This window comes from Chryseobacterium sp. G0201 (assembly GCF_003815655.1).
GTDB lineage: Bacteria > Bacteroidota > Bacteroidia > Flavobacteriales > Weeksellaceae > Chryseobacterium.
On the sequence record NZ_CP033917.1, the window covers coordinates 25421 to 45561 of the forward strand.

The 20141-nt window shown below is 35.1% G+C and carries 10 protein-coding genes; 4 read left to right on the plus strand and 6 right to left on the minus strand.

Annotated elements, in window-relative coordinates; translation table 11 throughout:
- Window position 1 precedes the first annotated feature (1 nt).
- From EG348_RS00115 to EG348_RS00130, 4 genes are all read left to right on the plus strand, one after another.
- Window positions 2–3565, plus strand: a complete 3564-nt coding sequence (locus tag EG348_RS00115; RefSeq protein WP_123979523.1) for a DUF4450 domain-containing protein — start codon at window positions 2–4, stop codon at window positions 3563–3565.
- 173 nt (window positions 3566–3738) lie between these two features.
- Complete coding sequence (locus EG348_RS00120; protein ID WP_123979526.1) at window positions 3739–5874, plus strand: hypothetical protein; 2136 nt, start codon at window positions 3739–3741, stop codon at window positions 5872–5874.
- A gap of 240 nt (window positions 5875–6114) precedes the next feature.
- Entirely contained in the window at window positions 6115–7164 is a 1050-nt protein-coding gene (locus EG348_RS00125) for a GntR family transcriptional regulator (RefSeq protein ID WP_123979528.1), read from the plus strand.
- 83 nt (window positions 7165–7247) lie between these two features.
- A complete protein-coding gene (locus tag EG348_RS00130; protein ID WP_123979530.1) occupies window positions 7248–7691 on the plus strand; it encodes a nuclear transport factor 2 family protein in 444 nt (147 codons plus the stop codon).
- Between the two features lie 438 nt (window positions 7692–8129).
- Here EG348_RS00130 and EG348_RS00135 read toward each other — a convergent pair whose 3' ends face one another.
- From EG348_RS00135 to EG348_RS00160, 6 genes are all read right to left on the minus strand, one after another.
- On the minus strand, window positions 8130–9281 hold the full coding sequence (locus tag EG348_RS00135) for an alpha-hydroxy acid oxidase (RefSeq protein WP_123979532.1): 1152 nt from the start codon (window positions 9279–9281) through the stop codon (window positions 8130–8132).
- Window positions 9282–9284: 3 nt separating this feature from the next.
- A complete protein-coding gene (locus EG348_RS00140; RefSeq protein WP_123979535.1) occupies window positions 9285–10670 on the minus strand; it encodes an FGGY-family carbohydrate kinase in 1386 nt (461 codons plus the stop codon).
- Window positions 10671–10983: 313 nt separating this feature from the next.
- The gene (locus EG348_RS00145; protein ID WP_123979537.1) at window positions 10984–12264 is read right to left on the minus strand and encodes a sugar isomerase; all 1281 of its coding nucleotides are present in this window, start codon (window positions 12262–12264) and stop codon (window positions 10984–10986) included.
- Window positions 12265–12397: 133 nt separating this feature from the next.
- Complete coding sequence (locus EG348_RS00150; protein ID WP_123979539.1) at window positions 12398–14500, minus strand: bifunctional aldolase/short-chain dehydrogenase; 2103 nt, start codon at window positions 14498–14500, stop codon at window positions 12398–12400.
- 280 nt (window positions 14501–14780) lie between these two features.
- A complete protein-coding gene (locus tag EG348_RS00155; RefSeq protein ID WP_123979541.1) occupies window positions 14781–16835 on the minus strand; it encodes a RagB/SusD family nutrient uptake outer membrane protein in 2055 nt (684 codons plus the stop codon).
- Window positions 16836–16854: 19 nt separating this feature from the next.
- The gene (locus tag EG348_RS00160) at window positions 16855–19896 is read right to left on the minus strand and encodes a SusC/RagA family TonB-linked outer membrane protein (protein ID WP_123979543.1); all 3042 of its coding nucleotides are present in this window, start codon (window positions 19894–19896) and stop codon (window positions 16855–16857) included.
- Window positions 19897–20141: the final 245 nt, after the last annotated feature.

The window sequence follows — 20141 nt, forward strand, 5'->3', positions numbered from 1 at the left end:
AATGCGAAGAAAATCCATTTTAGCAGGCTTGATTGTTTTATCTGCGTTTTCACTTTCGTTTTCTCAATCCAAACATTGGCAAGAAAATGAAAGAGAACTGCATTACAAAGAATACAAAGGCGATTTTTTATTGGTTAATGGAAAATACAGATTCAACCGTGCGTTGTATGGAGATAACCGTGCTTCAAGAGTAGAAGCAGGAGATTTACCTGAATTTGCGCTATATCTTCCCGGAATGGGAGGCAATCTTCAGTTCGTTATTCAGAAAGGAAATTCCATTAAAAAATTGATTAATGCAGAAAAGATTGAAACCCTTTATCGTCCGGGATCAATGCTTTACAATATTAAAGATCCGATTCTTGGATTTGGAAGTTTAAAACTGACGGTTTTAGCACAATCAAAAGAAGAAGGATTAGTTTTAAAAATGGAAATGGATAATGTTGATCCTTCAACAAAAATCTATGCCGTTTACGGTGGAGTAAGTGGAAAAACGTTCAGCAGAAATGGTGACATTGGTGCAGATCCGGAATCAGGATTTTATTTACTCCCCGAATATTGCATCGGAAATGAATTTAAGATTAATAAAAACCAGTTTGAACTTTCTTACTTTAACAAAAAAAAGGAGGCTAAGAGTATTAACGGAAGTTTTTCAAGCACAAATTCATTACAATTAACTGATGCTAAAACTTTAGAAAAATTATCTGATTTTACCCAAAATAAAAATGAACAATCTCCTATAATTTACGCAACATATTCAGCAGAAAAAAATCCTGTTTATATTCAAATTGCAAAGGGAAAATCAGATAAAACTTTTTCTGATGAAGATTTAAAAACTCTATTTAATGAAGCTGAACAATCCAGATTAACATTAACAAACCGAGTTCAGTTAAAGACTCCAGATTCAGATTTGAATAATTTTGGGGCAACTTTAGCCATTGCTGCAGACGGAATTTGGGAAACCCCAACCTATCTTCATGGCGCAGTAGCCTGGAGAATGAGATTAAATGCGTGGCGTGGCGCTTATGTTGCAGACGCTCTTAGTTGGCATGACCGCGCAAAAGAACATTTTGAAAGCTACGCTAATTCTCAGGTTTTGAAACCTGATTTCGTACCTGTTGAAATGGATACTTTACTACATTTGGCTCGACATACCGAAAAAATGGGCAACTCTGTATTTTCAAGCGGATATATTTCAAGAAATCCCAATGATAATACAAAACCGCATCATTACGACATGAATCTGGTTTTTTTTGATCAGATGTTTTCTCATTTCAATTACACCGGAGACGTTGAATTTTTAAAGAAAATGTGGCCAACGATGGTTCGTCACATGGACTGGGAAAAAAGAAATTTTAAAAGAGGCGACCTTTATGACGCTTATGCCGCTATTTGGGCAAGTGATGCTTTGCAATATTCGGGTGGAAAAGTTACTCACACTTCTGCTTATAATTACAGAGCCAACCGTGAAATGGCGAAATTGGCGAAAATAATTGGCGAAAATCCCCAACCTTACGAAAAAGAAGCTGAAGCCATTTTAAAGGCAATGAAAAATCAGCTTTGGATTAAAAAGAACGGATATTTTGCGGAATATAAAGACACTTTGGGTAATCAAATTCTTCATGACAAACCCGGAATCTGGTCGATTTACCATGTTTCGGATGCGTATATTTTAAATGAATTTGAAGATTATCAAAACACTCAATATATCAACAATTATATTCCGAAAATTCCAATAAAAGTAAAAGGAGAAGCTGATAAAAATTATTATACTTTGTCGACTACCAACTGGCAACCATACGACTGGTCGATCAACAATGTAGCGTTGGCAGAAAACCTTCAAACTGCTTTGGCATATTGGCAAGCGGGTAGAAATGAAGATGCTTACCGACTTTGGAAAGGCAATTTGGCAGAAAGTATGTATTACGGAATCAGTCCGGGAAATTTTGAACAATTGTCGCATTACGATGCTTTTCGCGGTGAATTATACAGAGATTTTGCCGATCCGATTGGTGTTGCAGCAAGAACTTTAACCGAAGGACTTTTCGGGGTTTATCCTAAATTACTAGAAAATAAAATAAGTATCAAACCCGGCTTTCCTAAAGATTGGAATTTTGCTGAATTGAAACTTCCGGATTGGGAATTAAAATTTAATCAAAATTCAAAAAAAGCGGAATATTTTTTCAAATCAAATTATTCGAAATCGGTTGCTTTGGAAATGCAGATTCCCGTAAATCATACCGAAATAAAATCAGTAAATGTAAATGGTAAAAATATAAATTGGTCGATACAACCCAATTCTATTTCACAGCCTTTTATGAGATTGGAAACAGAAAAAGGAAAAGAATTTTCAATTGAAATTACGTATTCGGGGAAAGAATTAAAAAATGAAAAGACAGATTACATTAATTATATCTCTGAAAGTCTTCAACTTAATTTAGATTCAAAAAAGAAGATTCAACAAATTTACGATCCACAGGAATTAATTAAAAATAGAAAGGATAAACAATTTGATTTAGTAAAAGAAGAGAGAAAAGGAACATTTTTCGTTCAGATAGAGCAAAATGGAACAAAATGGTGGCAACCTGTGAATATTGATATTCAATATCCTTTACAAATTAAATGGATCAATAAAAAGTTACAAATTCAATCAAAATCATTAAACCAGATCAAAGGAAAATTGAGTCTTAATAGTTTTAATAAAACTTTTTCAGCTCCGAAAAATCAATCAATATCAATTGAAATTCCGACAACTGTTTTAAGCAAAGGAACCAATTCTATCGAGCTTGAATATAACGGAATTAAGCAAAATATTGAAATCACAGATTGGGAAATTGAAAACAAAGGAGAATTCAATAACATTTCATTAGCTTCAAAATATAATGAAAAAGTAACTCAAATTTTCAATCAAAAATATCTTTCTCCACGCCTAAATGTTCCGACATTACAACTTCCGTGGCAGGGAATTGGAAATTGGTGTTATCCATTAATCACCGCTCAAATCGACGACAGCGGATTGATGAATAAAAGAAAAAATGGCAAAGTTGATTTTCTTGGAGTTCCTTTTTTAATTGATAATTCGGATAAAAACATTGTCTTTACGAGTCAGTGGGATAACTTTCCGAAATCGGTTGAAATTCCTGTTTCAGGAAAAGGAAAAAAAATCTATTTTCTGATGGCAGGTTCTACCAATCCGATGCAATCGCAGATTATTAATGGAAAAATTACCGTTCAATATGTTGATGGTTCGACTACAGAATTAGAACTAAAAAACCCAACCAATTGGTGGCCGATCGAACAAGATTTGCTTGATGATAATTTTGCCTTTGAAATTCCGGATGACAAAATCCCATACAGAGTAAAATTAAAAACAGGAGAATTGTACAAAGGCGGAAGTTTAACCAAATATTCAGGTATAAAAGGATTCAGCGATCGCGCCGTAGAAGGCGGTTCTGCAACCATTCTGGATTTGCCAATTGATCCAAATAAAGAATTAAAATCAATACAATTAACCGCAGTGAGCAACGATGTTGTCATCGGAATGATGAGCGCCACTGTATTAAAATAAAATAATTAGAAGGCTTTTTACACAAAAGCTTCAAAAGAAATGTTTGAAAATAAAATGTTGCAAAAGTTTACAAAATGTAAAATCTTAATCTACTATTTTGTCTCCTTTTGAATATCAATTCACAATAAAATCTTTTAACCCTTTTGTGGTTAAAAAAATAAATAGATTTAAAAATGAAAAAATTAGCAGTATATTTTGGTCTTTTTCTAATGGGTTTTTCTTCTCTCAATGCCCAGAAAATTGACCGTCAAAAAGTCGTTCAGCGTCATAATATCGTCAATACAAAAGTTGATACATTATCTTCTTTAACGGTTGGTAACGGAAAATTTGCCTACACCGTGGATATTACCGGAATGCAGTCATTTCCTGAAGTTTACAAAAATGGTGTTTCTTTGGGAACTCAGTCTGAATGGGGCTGGAACAGCTTTCAGAATACCGAAAATTACAAATTTGATGAGACGTTAAAAGCTTACGACTTCAATAATGATGGACGAAAAGCATTGTATAGTGTTCAGCTAAAAGAACCTGAACGCAATAAAAAAGCAGTTGAATATTATCGTGTGAATCAACATCGTTTGCAGTTGGGAAATGTGGGTATCGAACTGTATAAAAAAGACGGTCAGAAAGCAAAAATTTCAGACCTGGCTAACATTAACCAAACAATTGATCTCTGGACAGGAATTATAACCAGTGAATTCTCATTAGATGGAACGCCAGTGAAAGTCTGGACGGCTTCTTTCCAAAATTCTGATAAAATTGGGGTAAAAATTGAATCAGATTTAATTACTCAAAAAAGATTAAAAGTGTTTGCGCACTACCCTTCTCCTTCCGGGCAATTCTTGGATGATGCTGTTTTTTATGGTAATGAAAATGATCATTCAACAAAAATTATTTCATCAAATCCAACTCAAGGATTGATTGAACATAAACTACAAACTGCCGATTATTTTACTCAATTATATTTTACAGAAGGAAAATTAAGCGAAGCAGGAAAACATTATTTCGTGTACGAACCTTCTTCTAAAAACAAAACAATAGAATTAAGTGTTGAATTTTCATCTAAAAATCCAAAAAGCAGTAAAACATTATTTGCCGACGCTGAAAAAGAAAGCACTTCAGGCTGGAAATCTTTCTGGGAAAGTGGCGCTGCCGTAGATTTTGACGGAAGTACAGACCCGAGAGCAAACGAATTGGAACGCAGAGTTGTTTTATCGGAATATTTAACCAAAGTACAATGCGGAGGAAGCAATCCGCCACAGGAAACGGGTTTAACTTTCAACAGCTGGTACGGAAAACCTCACACAGAAATGCATTGGTGGCACGGTGTTCACTACGCTTTATGGGGAAGACCTGAGATTTTGGAAAAACAATTGGATTATTATTTCAGATCATTTGAAAAAGCAAAAGCTTTAGCCCAAAGACAAGGCTACAAAGGTGTAAGATGGATAAAAATGTCTGATAATGACGGAAACGAAAGTCCATCTTCAGTCGCTGCTTTTTTAATTTGGGAACAACCGCATCTTATTTATATGACCGAACTTCTATATCGCAATAACAAGGATAAAAAAGTATTGGAAAAATATAAGGATTTGGTTTTTGCAACAGCAGATTTTATGGCAGATTTTGCCACTTATGACAAAGAAAAAAAGCGTTATAATCTGGGTAAAGGAGTTATTCCGGCACAGGAAGTTTTCCCTGCTAAAGACACTTACAACCCGACATATGAAGTGGCGTATTGGGATTGGGCACTGAAAACAGCACAACAATGGAAAGAAAGATTAGGACAGCCGAGAGATAAAAAATGGGATGATGTGATTTCAAAATTGGCACCTCTTCCGGTACAGGATGGCGTTTATCTGTCGACGGAATCTGCAAAAGATTCTTTTACCTATCCAAAATGGATGACCGATCACCCCGCAGTTCTTGGAGCGTTGGGAATGGTTCCTGAATCTCCAAAATTGGATAAAAAAATCATGAAAAACACTCTCGATATCGTTTGGGAAAGATGGAACTGGGAACATACTTGGGGTTGGGATTTCCCGATGACCGCTATGACTGCGGCACGATTAGGACTTCCAAATAAAGCTCTGGATGCACTTTTCATGAATATACAGACCAATACTTATCTGAAAAACGGTCACAATTATCAGGACGGACGTTTACGAATTTATCTTCCCGGAAACGGAGGAGTTTTAACAACCGTTGCCATGATGCTCGAAGGTTGGGATAATTCGAAAGGTGAATTTCCAGGTTTCCCGAAAGATGGCTCATGGAAAATAAAAGCAGAAGGTTTCAAAAAAATGCCTTAAAAATTTTACATTCATATTAGTTGAAGTCTGTTCTGAAAAGGGCAGGCTTTTTTTATGGTCTGTTTTTACTCCTAATGAAGTTTTTTTATCGTTAAAATCTATCAATGTAGGTTTATTTTGAATAATCAAAAAAAATACAAGTATATCGACATAAATTTTACAACAAATCTGCAATCATTAATTAATTTTTTATAAATTAGATTCTTTAAAACCGTTTTAATCTCTCCTATCTGAAAAGCCATGGCAGAAACAACATTTGAAGTACAGATAAATGAACACTCCAGAGTTCCCAAATACAAACAAATTGTAGATTCTATACTTAATGGAATTGATGGAGGAGAAATTCAGATAGGAGAAAAAATTCCTTCTATCAACGAGCTTAGTGAATCCTGCTTTCTTTCAAGAGATACAGTGGAAAAAGCCTATAAAGAGCTTCGAAAAAGACAAATAATTGAATCGGTAAAGGGAAAAGGATATTACATTTCACGAATCAATAAAAATGATATTATTAATATCTTCTTTTTAATCAATAAACCTAGTACTTATAAAATGATGATTTACAATTATTTCGTCAATGCAATCGGTACCAAAGGCAATGTTGAGATGTATATTTACCATTGTGATGAAACACTTTTTATTAATTCATTAAAAAAGAACCTTGGAGGATTTGATTATTATGTGATCATGCCCCATTTTCGTGATGAGCAGTCAAAACATACCAGTTCAACGCAGGAAGTGATTGATATGATTGAAAAAATCCCGAAAAATAAATTGCTTCTTCTGGACAACACCAAACCAAACATTTCAGGCGAATATGGTACTATTTTTCAGGATTTTGAACATGATATTTACAATGCCCTGAAAGAAGGTTTAGACAAAATAAAGAAATACGAAAAGATCATTTTGGTTTATCCCGATAAATCTATTCACCCCTACCCGTTCCGCATTGTACGCGGTTTTGAGAATTTTTGTAAAGATTTTAAACTTGATTATGAAATTCTTGATGAAATTTATCCCGACATGGAATTACAGGACAAAGATATTTTCATCACCATCCGGGAACGTGATCTTGTAAATTTAGTGAAACAAATCAGACAGAAAAATCTGAAATTGGGTGAAGACATCGGAATCATTTCCTATAACGAAACTCCTCTTAAAGAATTGTTGGGAATTACCGTTATTACAACAGATTTTAAAGCCATGGGAGAATCTGCAGCCTACATGATCTTAAAAAATAAAAAGGAACAGGTGAATAATGTTTTTAAATTTATTCAGAGAGATTCTCTTTAAAACTCAAAGTTTATATTTTTTATACAAACGCGCAATCGATTACATTAATTTTAAATATACTCAAAAAAATATCTAATTTAATTATGATTAAAAAAATAATTTTTGCCATGAGCTTTTTTATGGTAATCGCTGTTTCCGGACAGAAAAAAAATGATAAAGACGCTGTGACTGAAGTCGCGGAAAAGCTGAGATTAGCAATGATAAGCGGTGATAAATCATCGTTAGAATCTTTGATCTTACCGGAATTAACTTATGGACATTCTGGAGGTCATATAGATGATTCAGCGGAGTTTGTTGACAAATTATCAAGTAAAAAATCAGTTTTTGAAACCATTGATATTACCAATCAAAATATCAGTATCGTCGGGAACACAGCGATTGTTCGTCATCATTTTTACGCAAAGACAAATGATCTTGGAAAAGGCCCAAGCGATGTAACTTTGGATATATTATTGGTTTGGACAAAAGTGAAAAACGACTGGAAATTATTGGCAAGACAAGCGGTGAAATCTGAAAAGAAAAAATAATTATTCAAATTATAATAAATGAAAATTCGCAGGGTTTCTTTGCGAATTTTTTAGTTTGAAACTGATCCACGTTTTTAACGCAAAGTTTTACTTATGATTTAATTTTTTTAAGTGAGCAAAGAATGGAACCAATAAATTGATTCTTATTAAGCATGCTTCTTCAGCGACTTGTTGCACTACTTTGCTTTCTTGAATAATACATTTTAATACTAAATCTTTGCGTTTAAAAATATTTTAAAGTTTATGAAGTTTTGGCTAAAGCCAATGTAGAATTTCTTTAATTGAAAACGGGCAAAAGCCCGTTCCTATTGAATGATTCAACCGTGTCATTCAGAACGAAATGAAATGTAGTGAAGAGTCATCTATTGTTAAATTAAGAAGAGATTCTTCCTTCGTCAGAATGACAAACTGATCAAAGAATTAACTTTTAAGAAGTTTTTACTTCACCCTAAAGTTCTGCAAATCTTCCGGTTTTTCACAGCAAACCTGCTCCATCACTTGTCTGAACTGCATTTTAAGCATTTCAATGACATGATCACCACCTTTTTCGCCTAAAGCTCCGACTGCATACATAAACGTTCGTCCCATAAAGGTAAATTCGGCGCCACAACTTAACGCGCGGGCAACATCCGGACCGGTTCTTACACCGCTGTCCATCATTATTTTGATCTGATCTTTATATTTTTCGCTAATTTCTTTCACTACGGCAATCGTAGACTCTCCGGCATCAAGCTGTCTTCCGCCGTGATTGGAGATGATCATTCCATCAAATCCTAAACGTACTGCTTCTGCAGCATCTTCGTCGGAAGCGACACCTTTTATAACCAATTTACCTTTCCATTTATCACGAATTGCTTTTATTCTATCAGAATTTAACCTTCCAGAAAATGTAGAATTCATAAATTGTCCTAACTGTTTCACGCCCATGTTTTTATCCATGTATTTTTCCATGGTTTTAAAACTAGGAACACCATGTTTGAGTATTTCCAAACACCATTCCGGTCTTGCCAACGCCTGTGAAACATTTCTGAAATTCAGTTGAGGAGGCATTGCCAAACCATTTCGGATTTCTTTAGCTCTGTATCCAAAAGTTGGAACGTCTGCTAAAACTACGAGTACATCGTATCCGGAAGCTTCACAACGATCAAGAATATCGTCGCGTAACCATTCTTCTCTCGGGTGATATAATTGATACCAAGCTTTCCCTTCCGTTAATTCGGCAATTCTTTCAATACTGCTGGTTGTTACCGTACTTAAAATAAAAGGAATATTGTGTTTAAAGGCTGCTTTTGCTAAAATTTCGGGGGCATTGGGCCACATTAATCCCTGTAAACCAACAGGAGAAATTCCAAATGGTGCGGAATATTTTACGCCGAATAATTCAGTTTCCATATTGGCTTCCGCATAATTATTGTTCAGGTATTGCGGACGAAGCAAAACTTCTCTCAGTTCGCTTGTATTTCTGTCTCTGTTAATGTTTTCATTACAACCGCCATCCAAATATTCAAAAGCGAAACGGGGCATCTTTTTCTTAGCTCTTTCGATCAACAATTCAAGCGAAGCATAACGGGTATCAAATGGAAATGCCATGATTTATAAATTAAGAATTAAAGGTTGAAGCACTTTCATCTGATAATGCTGTTGTAAAAAAGTTTCGTCTATTTTTTTGTTGGAAATAACCATTGATGCTCCCAATGCTGAACCCAACGGAGAATGTGTAGACATCACATTATAATGCTGGAAATGATGAGACATCAATTTCATAAATACATCATTGTCTGTAAATCCGCCGTCGATGTAAATGTTTTCAATTTCTGAATTTCCGATTGCGTTTGTAATGGTATGAATCTGTAAATCCATCAATTCTATCATTAATTGATGATATGCTTCTTCAAAGGTTGCAAATGAATTTAAATCTGTTGCAGTAATCATTTTTCTTTTCAAAATTATTCCTTCAAAACGAAAATAGATATTTTTATTCTTCATTAAGCGTAAATACAAATCCTGATCAAACTGCACTTCTCTATGGAAACCATACTCTTTTCCATAATGCGCACACAATTTTTCAACCTGAATCTTGTATTCATTTCCCATAAAAAAACGGGATGCTTTTACGCGTTTACCATCGATACGCATGTAATTTAGGCAATTGTTTTCTATATCTTCATCCGTTAAACTTTCATCATTAAAAGGATTGAGAGAAATACTCCATGTCCCAGTTGAAAGCAATAAAAAAGGTTCTTTTTTACTTAAAATATAAGGTAATAACGCTGAAGAACTATCGTGAATTCCAACGCCGATTTTTATTTTTTTATTTCTGTAAGAAGTGTTGATACTTGCTGAAGTAGGTACAATCGGCCCCAATACAGCATCAATTCCCTCTTCGTAAACCCAATCATGATAATCCGCTTTATCATAATCCCATAAATTGGTATGACAGCCAATTGAAGTGAATTCCGAAACACAGATTCCTGTAAACAGATACGATAAATACTGAGGTAAATGAAGACTGTAACGGATCTTTTTGAAGGTCTCCGGGTGTTTGTATTTTAACCAGAATAATTGCAGACCTGAATTTAACATTCCTGATTGAGGTGATGCTGTTTCGCGGGCAATTTTCAATTTACTTCCATGTTTTTCGTAAAATAAATCAAGAATTTCCTGATCCATGGGTTTTGTGTAATTATACAAAGGCGTCAAAACATTTCCTTTCTGATCCAGATGCACAAAACTTGCTCCATAGGTAGAGAAATTAATCGCTTTTACTTCAAAATTTTCATCATCAAGAATGGCGTTGAAGTTATCTTTTATCCAATTTTGCAATGCAGCAAGATCTTCCGTTGGATAACCATCTTCGTCTGTGGTGAGCGGTAATTCTGTATATTCCCTAACAACTTCTTTATAATTTTTATCAAATAAAAAGAACTTTTTATTGGTTTTTCCAATATCAAATACTATTGTTACTTTTTTTTTGGACATTCTTGTGATGAATTAATTTTTGTTTTTATCATTACGAGGGTTTTTAAAAATAAATTGTTCAAATATTTTCACTAATAACACTAATATGTTTTAATTGAAATTTTAATTTGTTTAAATATTATTTTTTGAACCATTAAGGAGTGTTCAGATAGTAAGATGCGTTAAGAAAAAAATCCACTAATTCCTTAAGCAGCAATGCCTAAAACCCTACTCATCTAAACACTTTCAACCTTAATGATAAAAAAATAAGGATACATATAATAAAAACTTTCGATTGCACTCAAAAGTTGAAATTATCAATTTTTAAACAGGTTTATAACCCCGTTGCTTTTACATTCAAACCTCTTTCGGAAATTAAATTTTCTCTTACCTTTAAGTTTCTGTAAGCGGCAATCGGGTCAAGCGCTGCACCTGTCTGTAATCTTGCAGCTCTTAATAATGGACGAACATCTGTTCTGTATGCATTCTGCAAAATATCCTGTGCACCTACAACATCATTGTTTAATTGTGCTGTTTTTAATGCTTTTTGGTCTACCAAAAGTGCCTGAGCATACGCAATTAAAATAGCTTCCAAAGATTGTAAAAGATCTTCCAACGGATCTTTGATGTTATGACTTGCATCGATCATCCAAGCCGGATAAGGGTTGTTAGGATTATTTTTCATACCGTAAACCAATTCATTGAAAATCAAGAATAAAGCATAAGGTTTGATAGAACCAACCGTTAAATCATCATCTCCGTATTTGCTGTCGTTGAAGTGGAATCCACCTAATTTCCCTTTATACATTAAGGTTGCAACGATCTGCTCAATATTCGTATTCGGCAAGTGGTGACCTAAATCTACTAAAGTATAAGCTCTTTCTCCACAAGCATTTGCCAGCATGAATGAAGTTCCCCAATCCTGGATTGTTGTTGAATAGAAATTCGGTTCGTAAGGTTTATATTCAATGAATAATTTCCAGTCTTCAGGCATTCCTGCGTAAATTTCTTTTAAGCTTTTTTCAGTGTTTGATAAAGCCGTCTGGAAATTTAACTGTCCCGGAAAACTTGCTCCATCCGCCAACCAAACGGTTAAGCTTTTTGAACCTAATTCTTTTCCGATTCTGATTACTTCTTTATTGTGTTCTACGGCATAAGCTCTTGAATCTTCATTTACAGCATTCAAAGAACCAAATTTGTAAGATTCTTTTGCTGCCGGCTGATCCTGAAATGTATTGGAATTCATCGCATCAAATAAAAGTCCGTGAGAAGCAGCTTTTTCTTTAATTGCCTTCACATCACTCGGAATATCCCATGGAATATGCAACGAAACAGCTCCCGCAGAATGCGTTAAAGCATGAATCAAACCTACATCGTCTAATTTTTGCTCTAAAGAAGAAGGTTCGCCACCGTAAGAAAATCTCCCAAAACGGGTTCCGCCTGCGCCTAAAGCCCAACTCGGAATTGCCACCTGGAAATCTGAAATTTTGTTGACAATCTCAGCAACATTTGCTCCTGATTTTGTTAACTTATTTTGTAGAAAATCAAAATCTGTATTAAAGTTTTCAACTTCTCCTTTATTGTAATTTTCAATGATATCTTTTCCTATAATCATGATTTGATTTTTTAAAAATTTTAAATTGAATACGTTTAAGTTTTTTTAACCACAAAAGTCACAAAAGTTTTTATGATTCTTTAAAACAAGCCTTCAATTTAATAAATTATATACTTTTTTTAAATCCTAAAATTTATCTTGGAAATGCATTAGCCATACCTCCATCTACATTGATAATGTTTCCTGTGCTTTTATCTAAAATTGCGATACAAGCGAAAACTCCGTTGGCGATGTCTTCCGGAAGGATAATTTCGTTTAATAAATTTCTTTTTGCATAAAATGCCGGTAATTCTTCTACAGAAATTCCGTTGGCTTTTGCACGACCTTCTGCCCAAGAACCTTCCCAGATTTTACTTCCTACAATAACTCCGTCAGGATTTACTACATTAACACGGATTTTATCAGCTGCCAATTCTGCTGCCAATAATCTAGTCATATGTTGTTGAGCTGCTTTTGCAGTTCCGTATGCGACGTTATTTGGTCCGGCAACTAAGCCGTTTTTACTTGCAATATTGACGATATCACCTCCAAGACCTTGTTTTTTAATGATTTCAACGCCATTTTTCGCCATTAAAAACTGTCCTTTTACCAGAACATTTTCTAGTAAATCCCAATCTTTTGTTGTTGTATCTTCTAAAGATTTAGAAATCGCTAAACCAGCAGAGTGAACTATAATATCTACTCCACCAAATGCAAGAACCGCTTCTTTAAAAGCGTTTGCAATTGCTTCTTCGCTCGTTACATCACAAGTAACGGCTACCGCCTGATCTTTGCTGTATTTTGCAGTAACAGATTCTACCGCTTCCTGATTAAGATCTGTGAAAACAACGACCGCTCCTTCCTGAACCATTTTATCAGCAATCGCCTGTCCGATTCCACCTCCTGCTCCGGTTACGACAGCAATTTTTCTTGAAAGTGGTTTTTCTTTAGGCATTCTTTGCAATTTTGCTTCTTCAAGCAACCAATATTCAATGTCGAATGCTTCTTGTCTTGGTAAAGAAGTATATTCAGAAATAGCTTCTGCGCCACGCATTACGTTGATTGCGTTTACATAAAATTCGCTTGCAACACGGGTTGTTTGCTTATCTTTTGAGAAACTGAACATTCCAACACCTGGATAAATGATGATCACTGGATTCGGATCACGCATTGCGGGACTGTTTGGATGTTTACAAGTTTCGTAATATTCTTTATATTCTTGTCTGTATTGTTCGAAAAGAGGATTTAATTTATCTAAAATAGCTTTAGAGTCGCTTAAATCTTCATTTTTGTCTAAAGTCAACACCAAAGGCTGAATCTTTGTTCTTAAAAAGTGATCCGGACAAGATGTTCCAAGTGGCGCCAAACGCTCAAGATCGTTACTGTTGATATATTCCAACACAACATCGCTGTCTGTGAAATGACCTACCATTCTGTTTTCGGATGATGCTAAACCTCTCAATAAAGGCATCAATTGAGCTGCCTTGTTTTTACGCTCATCGGCAGGAAGAGATTCTACTTTCTGACCTCCAAAAACCTGTCCGTTTTCTTCAATTTTATTAGCAATATATTCAGAAGCCATTTCAATTACTTCTAAACTGTTGATGTAAGATTCGTAAGAAGTATCTCCCCAAGTGAACAATCCGTGGCTACCTAAAACAATTCCACGAATTCCCGGATTATCGTTTAAGCATTTTTCTAATTGTAATCCTAAATCAAAACCAGGACGTTGCCAAGGAACCCAACCCATTGTGTCTCCCCAGATTTCTTTGGTAATCGCCTCACTGTCTTTTGCAGCAGCTACAGCAATAAGAGCATCCGGATGAAGGTGATCGATATGTTTGAATGGAAGAAGTCCGTGAAGAGGCGTATCAATAGAAGGCGCTTTGCTATCCAGATCAAAAATACAGTGATTGAATAGGCCTACCATTCTGTCTTCGTCTTCTAAACCTTGGTAAACATTTTTTAAGTTTCTTAATCTTTCCGTATATAATCCAGCGATTCCTTTTCTGGTCAAAGTTCCGATGTCTCCACCTGAACCTTTTACCCACATAACCTCAACTTCTTCGTTGGTTAGAGGATCTTTTTCAATGGTTTTACAACTTGTGTTTCCTCCTCCATAATTGGTAATTCTTAAATCTGCTCCTAATATGTTTGAGCGGTATAAAAATAAAGCAACCTGATCGTCTCCAAAAGATGCCGCTTTGTTTTCATCCCATAAATAGTCTACGTATTTGAATGTTTTTACTTTTTCCATTGTTTGTCTTATATTTCTAAATTGTAACCCAAAAGTAGATTGTTATATTTTTTTCAGTATCCCGTACTATACTGCTAAACTCTTTATTTAAAGATAATTTAATGCTTGAATTTTCATTAAATCAATTCAATTTATACAGCAATCTAATTGAGTTTATTTATAATTAATATTTTGTGATAAGTTTTTATTTAAAAATTTAATTAATAAGAAAATTTGAGTTGATTTCTTCTTTAACCAAAATTTTCTCAATGTTTAAAATAATTTTCAATTGGTTATTTAATTAATACCCCGGAAGTTGAGTAAGATTTGGATTATCAACTAAAGGATGTCCTGCAGAAGCGGCTGCAAACGGAAGCAATTCTGTTTTATTTGGTACAAATCCGTAGAAAAGACCATCGCCACCACCTTCAATCCAGTTTGGATATGTTCCACCGTTTTCAGCAGAACCTGTTGGATTTTGATAGATAATATTTCCAATCTGAAGTTGATTAAATCCTGCTAAAAATCCTGCTGCTTTTCTTGCGTTACCATTAAAAGTACTTGTATAAGCCTGGAACATATTAGTAGGATACCACTTGTCATCCGGTAATGTAGTTTGTCCGTGTGCTACGACAATATTTCTTAATGCAGTTTGGTAAGCAGCGTAATTTGCTGAAGCTGTCGGAACATTCAGTATGGTTGCAATTTCTGTAGGATTAGTTATATCAATATATTTAAGAGCCAAGTACGGATCTCCATAAATCTGTCCGTTCTTTTCAAGTTTATAAAGACGATAAACAGGTGTATTGGCATACGCTCCGGTTTTGTTTGATAAGTTTTTCATCGCCTGTCTGGTTGCTTCAATTTCACTAGCAATACGATTCATACGAATCAAATCAGTACGAAGATTAAATTCTCCTGCAAATTCCCATTTACGTTCCTGAACAATAGCAGATTCAAATGCCTGCTGACCACTTGGTATTGGTAAAGAACCTATTCCTGCACGATTTCTTACCTGTTGTAAAGCTGCTGTAGCCTGAGCGGTAGGCCCTCCGTTTAAATAATTTTGAGTTTCTGCATACATTAATAAAACATCAGCATATCTTAGAATAGGAATATTTAAATTACGCGCATCTGCCGCCTGTGGTGCTACACACCACCCCAGTCTGAATTTACCAGACATTATACAAGAGAATGTAGTTCCTGCGTTTACCCAAGTGTCTGTAGCAAGTCCAGTATTTAAGAAATAGACACTGTAAGAAGTACAAGAAACATCTCTACGCGTATCACCTTGATTAAAAGATAAATAATAAGTAGGCAATATAAACTGTAATGCTTTTCTAGAACCATAAGTTCCTCCACGAGAACCTTCATTCGCGTAGACTCCAAAGCCTGAGTTGGTATTTGGTCCATATTCAGCGATGTGCCAAAGCATTTCCGGATTTGTTACTGCAAATTTTCTTTGATCGAAATTAAACCATAAAGCTTCGAAACCACTTTTACCACCCTGAGCCTGTACTAGACTGGCAGTACCGCCATTGATCACAGCTGCAGCCGCATTATCTGCAATTTGATATAACTGCTGAACTCTTGCATTATCACTTCTGCGAGACATTATACCAGGAGTTGAGGTATTAAGATCCCATCTTAAAGAGTAACCTGCTGCATACAGAGCAATTCTTGCTAAAAGACCATTTCCTGCTGCTTTTGTTAAACGCTCAGTTGTTGTTCCTGTAGCCGGTAAATCATTTACCGATTCCTGCATATCAGCGATAACTCGATCGTAGATTACATCTCTGGAAGCACGTTTTGGATATAAAGTATTAGGGTCGTTAGGATCTGCATCCTCCAAAGGGATCCAAACCGCAGGAACATCTCCATACACTCGGATCAAATTGTAGTAGCAAAATGCACGAATAGCTTTAACTTCTGCTATCAAAGAATTACGCTTTGCGCTTGGTTCCATCAAAGCTAATCTGGTGATCGCAATATTGGTTTTCTCTATACTTGAATACATTGCTGCATAAATACCTGTAACTGTATTCGGAGTATAGGCATCATATTTGTAGTTACAAATATTGTATTTAGAGTTATTAGTAGATCCATCTTCAGAAGAGTGAGTTACTGTGTCACCTGCTCCTAACTGATAATACATTTCTGTAGGAACCAAATTTCTGTAACAGCCCTGAACAAACAAATCTGCAGTGTCTAAACTTTCAAAAACCGTATTTGTATCCGTTACATTATAGGCTGGTTGATTCAAAAAATCATCACTACAAGAGTTAAAGAATAGTCCGGCAATCAAAAAAGATGGGATTATTATTAATTTTTTTATAAGTGTGGATTTATTTTTCATGATGTAAAACATTTAAATATTAAAAAGTTAAATTGATCCCAAGAACATAACTTCTTGAGCGTGGAAAGGATGAAGTATCATATCCCGGCGTTACTGCAACTCCACTTGCTGCTGAAACTTCAGGATCATATCCTGAGTAACCTGTAATAGTAGCTACATTATTAACCGTAACATAGATACGCGCATTCGTTAACGAAACATGCTGCAAAAATTCTTTATTAAAGCTATAACCAAGAGTAACCTGAGCAATTCGCAGATACGATCCGTCTTCCACATAATATGAAGAAGGATAAGTTATATTAGCAGTATTTGAGCTACTTAAACTCCACAGGTTTGAATCTTCATTAGGATTAAGTTCTTTTAATCTTACCAAATTGTTTGTTGCAAGACCAGTGTTAGGATCAATAAGATGGTAATAGTTGTTCCCAAATTCTGAAGGTACATTCTGGAACGTCGCGTAAGGGCTCATACTTTGTTTCGTAGCGTTATAAATATCACCACCAACACTGAATTTCATAAATACACCTAAATCAAAACCTTTGTAAGAAAAATTATTGCTGATTCCTCCAATAAAATCAGGCGTACCATTTCCGATTTTCACTAGTTTTCTTGTAAACTGATCTCCAGCCTCGTTGTCTGCTGCAAATTTCATATCTCCTGGTTTTGGAGTTCCTGAAGAAGGTTTTACAACACCAGGCTTCAAACTCAACGTTCCGTTTGAGTTTTGGATAAAATCATCGGTTGTATAAATCCCCTGATAAACATAGCCGTACATATCTCCTAACTCCTCACCTACTGTAGCATAATAAGTTACCAAACCGGCTCTGTTGCTACCCACACTGAATGTTTTGAAATTTTTTCCATCTTCAAGAGAAAGCACTTTTGACTTATTGAAACCTATATTAGCATCTGTAGACCATCTGAAGGCTCCAGATCTTACATTGATAGAATTAAGGGTAAATTCTATCCCTCGGTTTGTCATACTTGCAATATTTTGATATTGTGTTGAATATCCTGAAGAAACCGGTACTACAGCTGGCAATAGCATCCCGTTAACATTATTATTATAAAATTCTGTTGTTAATTTTAATCTGTTGTTGAAAAAGGATAAATCCACTCCAAGATTTGTAGCTCTCATCTCTTCCCATCTCAGATTTGGGTTACCAACAGTAGAACTTGTTGTGTATGCCGGGTTATTAGGATCATTGTTTATAGGATAAGATGTAAGCACCAAATTGGTTGTGTACAAGCTATTTCCTATATCATTATTACCTGTAATTCCGTATTCAAATCTTAATTTAAAATCATTGAAAAATTTATTAATCTTGCCGTTTTGCCAGAAACTTTCCTGAGAAACACGCCAAGCAGCAGCTACTGACGGGAAAGTTCCCCATCTATTATTAGGTCCAAATTTTGAAGATCCGTCTGTACGTACAGTCGCTGTCAACAAATAACGGTCGTCATAGTTGTAGTTTACACGTCCAAAGTAAGAACTTATTGCATTACTAGAATGGCTTACATCTTTATCGGATATCGTTGCATTTGTAATGTCATCCAATCCATAATTAAAGATCGGGAATTTTATAAGCCTCATACTGTTTCCTTCAGACTCCTGATAAACAGCCTCTTGCCCTACCAAAACACTAAGTTTGTGTTTTGCTGCGAATGTTTTGTTATACGTTAAAGTATTGGTAATCTGATAACGGTATGATTCTGCATTTGCAATACTTCCGTGGATACCTGTATTTACAGGATCTGAAAGATATGCTCGGGAGTTTTTATCTGAAAATGAAGTTGATTTACTGTTATTCCAGTTATATGATCCCGCTGTTCTGAATGTGAAGTTTTTCAAAAAATCAAATTCAATCCCTGCATTAGCCATAAATGATCTGGAACGTTTGTTAGATGTAGATGCCTGTGTTTCTACAAATGGATTTTCTGTATCAAAAGTGGAATCCAATCCTGAAAAATCACCATAAGTCTGCGTATTGAACAATTCTTCATTTGTGAATCTAGTTCCGCCCGTAATAGGCTGAAGAAGGATTTTTTTCATCCCCGAATATGCTCCTCCACCGTTCGTAGAGTTGGAATTAAACATCGAGCTAAAATCTACTCTTATTCCTTTATATAATTCAGAATTAATATTGGCACGTAATGAATTTCTGGTTTCGCTGTAATTTTGCAGCAAGCCATCCTGCTTATTGTAATTATAACTTATGAACGCCTGTGTTTTATCATTCCCTACAGAGACGTTGACATTCTGGTTTTCGGTTGTTCCCGTACCGCCAAGCATTCTATCCTGCCAGTCTATTGTAGAAGCTGATCCATAACGATTACTGATTCTGCTAAATGCTCCTGTATAAAACCCGGGAGAATCTGTTCCTAAACTATTATCGAATATATTGCTCCATTTTGTTGCGCCGGTGCCAAGCTGAGCCAACTCATACTGATATTTCACATACTGTTCTGCATTAGAAACCATATCTAATTTCTTCGAAAGCATATCAAATCCCATGAAAGAGTTATAATTAACAGTTGTTCTACCCTTTTTTCCGGTTTTTGTTTTAATAACAATAATTCCATTGGAACCACGTGCACCGTAGATTGCAGTTGCAGAAGCCCCTTTTAATATATCAATACTTTCAATATCATTTGGGTTAATGACGTTTAATGCATTATCCAACTGGAAACCATCTACAATATAAAGCGGTTCTGTACCTTGAGTAATTGAAGCACCTCCACGAATCGTAACGTTGGCACCTGCTCCCGGAGCACCACCTGCCGTCACAATATTAAGACCAGCCGCTCTACCCTGTAGTGCCTGTAAAGCATTCATCGCCGGTGTAGCAGCCAAATCTTTTGCAGAAACTGAAGCTACAGCTCCCGTTAAATCAGATTTTTTCACTTTTCCGTAGCCGATAACAACAACCTCTTCGATCTCTTTCGTTCCTACTTTTGCAGTATCCTTAATTGTTGTTTGCCCAAAGACAAAACCAGACGCAAGCAGAAATAAAGGTGCAATTAATGGCTTTAAATTCTTGTTTGTAATTTTTAAAGACATATATTAAGTTTTAGTAACATTAAAATTATTATACAGCCAATGTACACTGTTACAAAAATTTCGGCATCCTGCCATATCCTGCATATTAAAATTCATAATTTATCTTAATTATATGTAAATATTTAATGTAAAATTTAAAATTAATAACAATTTGGTGAAATATTCTGAAATAAATTTTGAAATCTGTAACAGACTTTAAAACAACAACATAATCATTTAATAGTCAGCTTATTTTAAAATATAAT

Bases quoted from the DNA above. Each gene is read 5' to 3' on its own strand.
- EG348_RS00115 (WP_123979523.1), top strand. From the start codon at position 2: ATGCGAAGAAAATCCATTTTAGCAGGCTTGATTGTTTTATCTGCGTTT.
- EG348_RS00120 (WP_123979526.1), top strand. From the start codon at position 3,739: ATGAAAAAATTAGCAGTATATTTTGGTCTTTTTCTAATGGGTTTTTCT.
- EG348_RS00125 (WP_123979528.1), top strand. From the start codon at position 6,115: ATGGCAGAAACAACATTTGAAGTACAGATAAATGAACACTCCAGAGTT.
- EG348_RS00130 (WP_123979530.1), top strand. From the start codon at position 7,248: ATGATTAAAAAAATAATTTTTGCCATGAGCTTTTTTATGGTAATCGCT.
- EG348_RS00135 (WP_123979532.1), bottom strand. From the start codon at position 9,281: ATGGCATTTCCATTTGATACCCGTTATGCTTCGCTTGAATTGTTGATC.
- EG348_RS00140 (WP_123979535.1), bottom strand. From the start codon at position 10,670: ATGTCCAAAAAAAAAGTAACAATAGTATTTGATATTGGAAAAACCAAT.
- EG348_RS00145 (WP_123979537.1), bottom strand. From the start codon at position 12,264: ATGATTATAGGAAAAGATATCATTGAAAATTACAATAAAGGAGAAGTT.
- EG348_RS00150 (WP_123979539.1), bottom strand. From the start codon at position 14,500: ATGGAAAAAGTAAAAACATTCAAATACGTAGACTATTTATGGGATGAA.
- EG348_RS00155 (WP_123979541.1), bottom strand. From the start codon at position 16,835: ATGAAAAATAAATCCACACTTATAAAAAAATTAATAATAATCCCATCT.
- EG348_RS00160 (WP_123979543.1), bottom strand. From the start codon at position 19,896: ATGTCTTTAAAAATTACAAACAAGAATTTAAAGCCATTAATTGCACCT.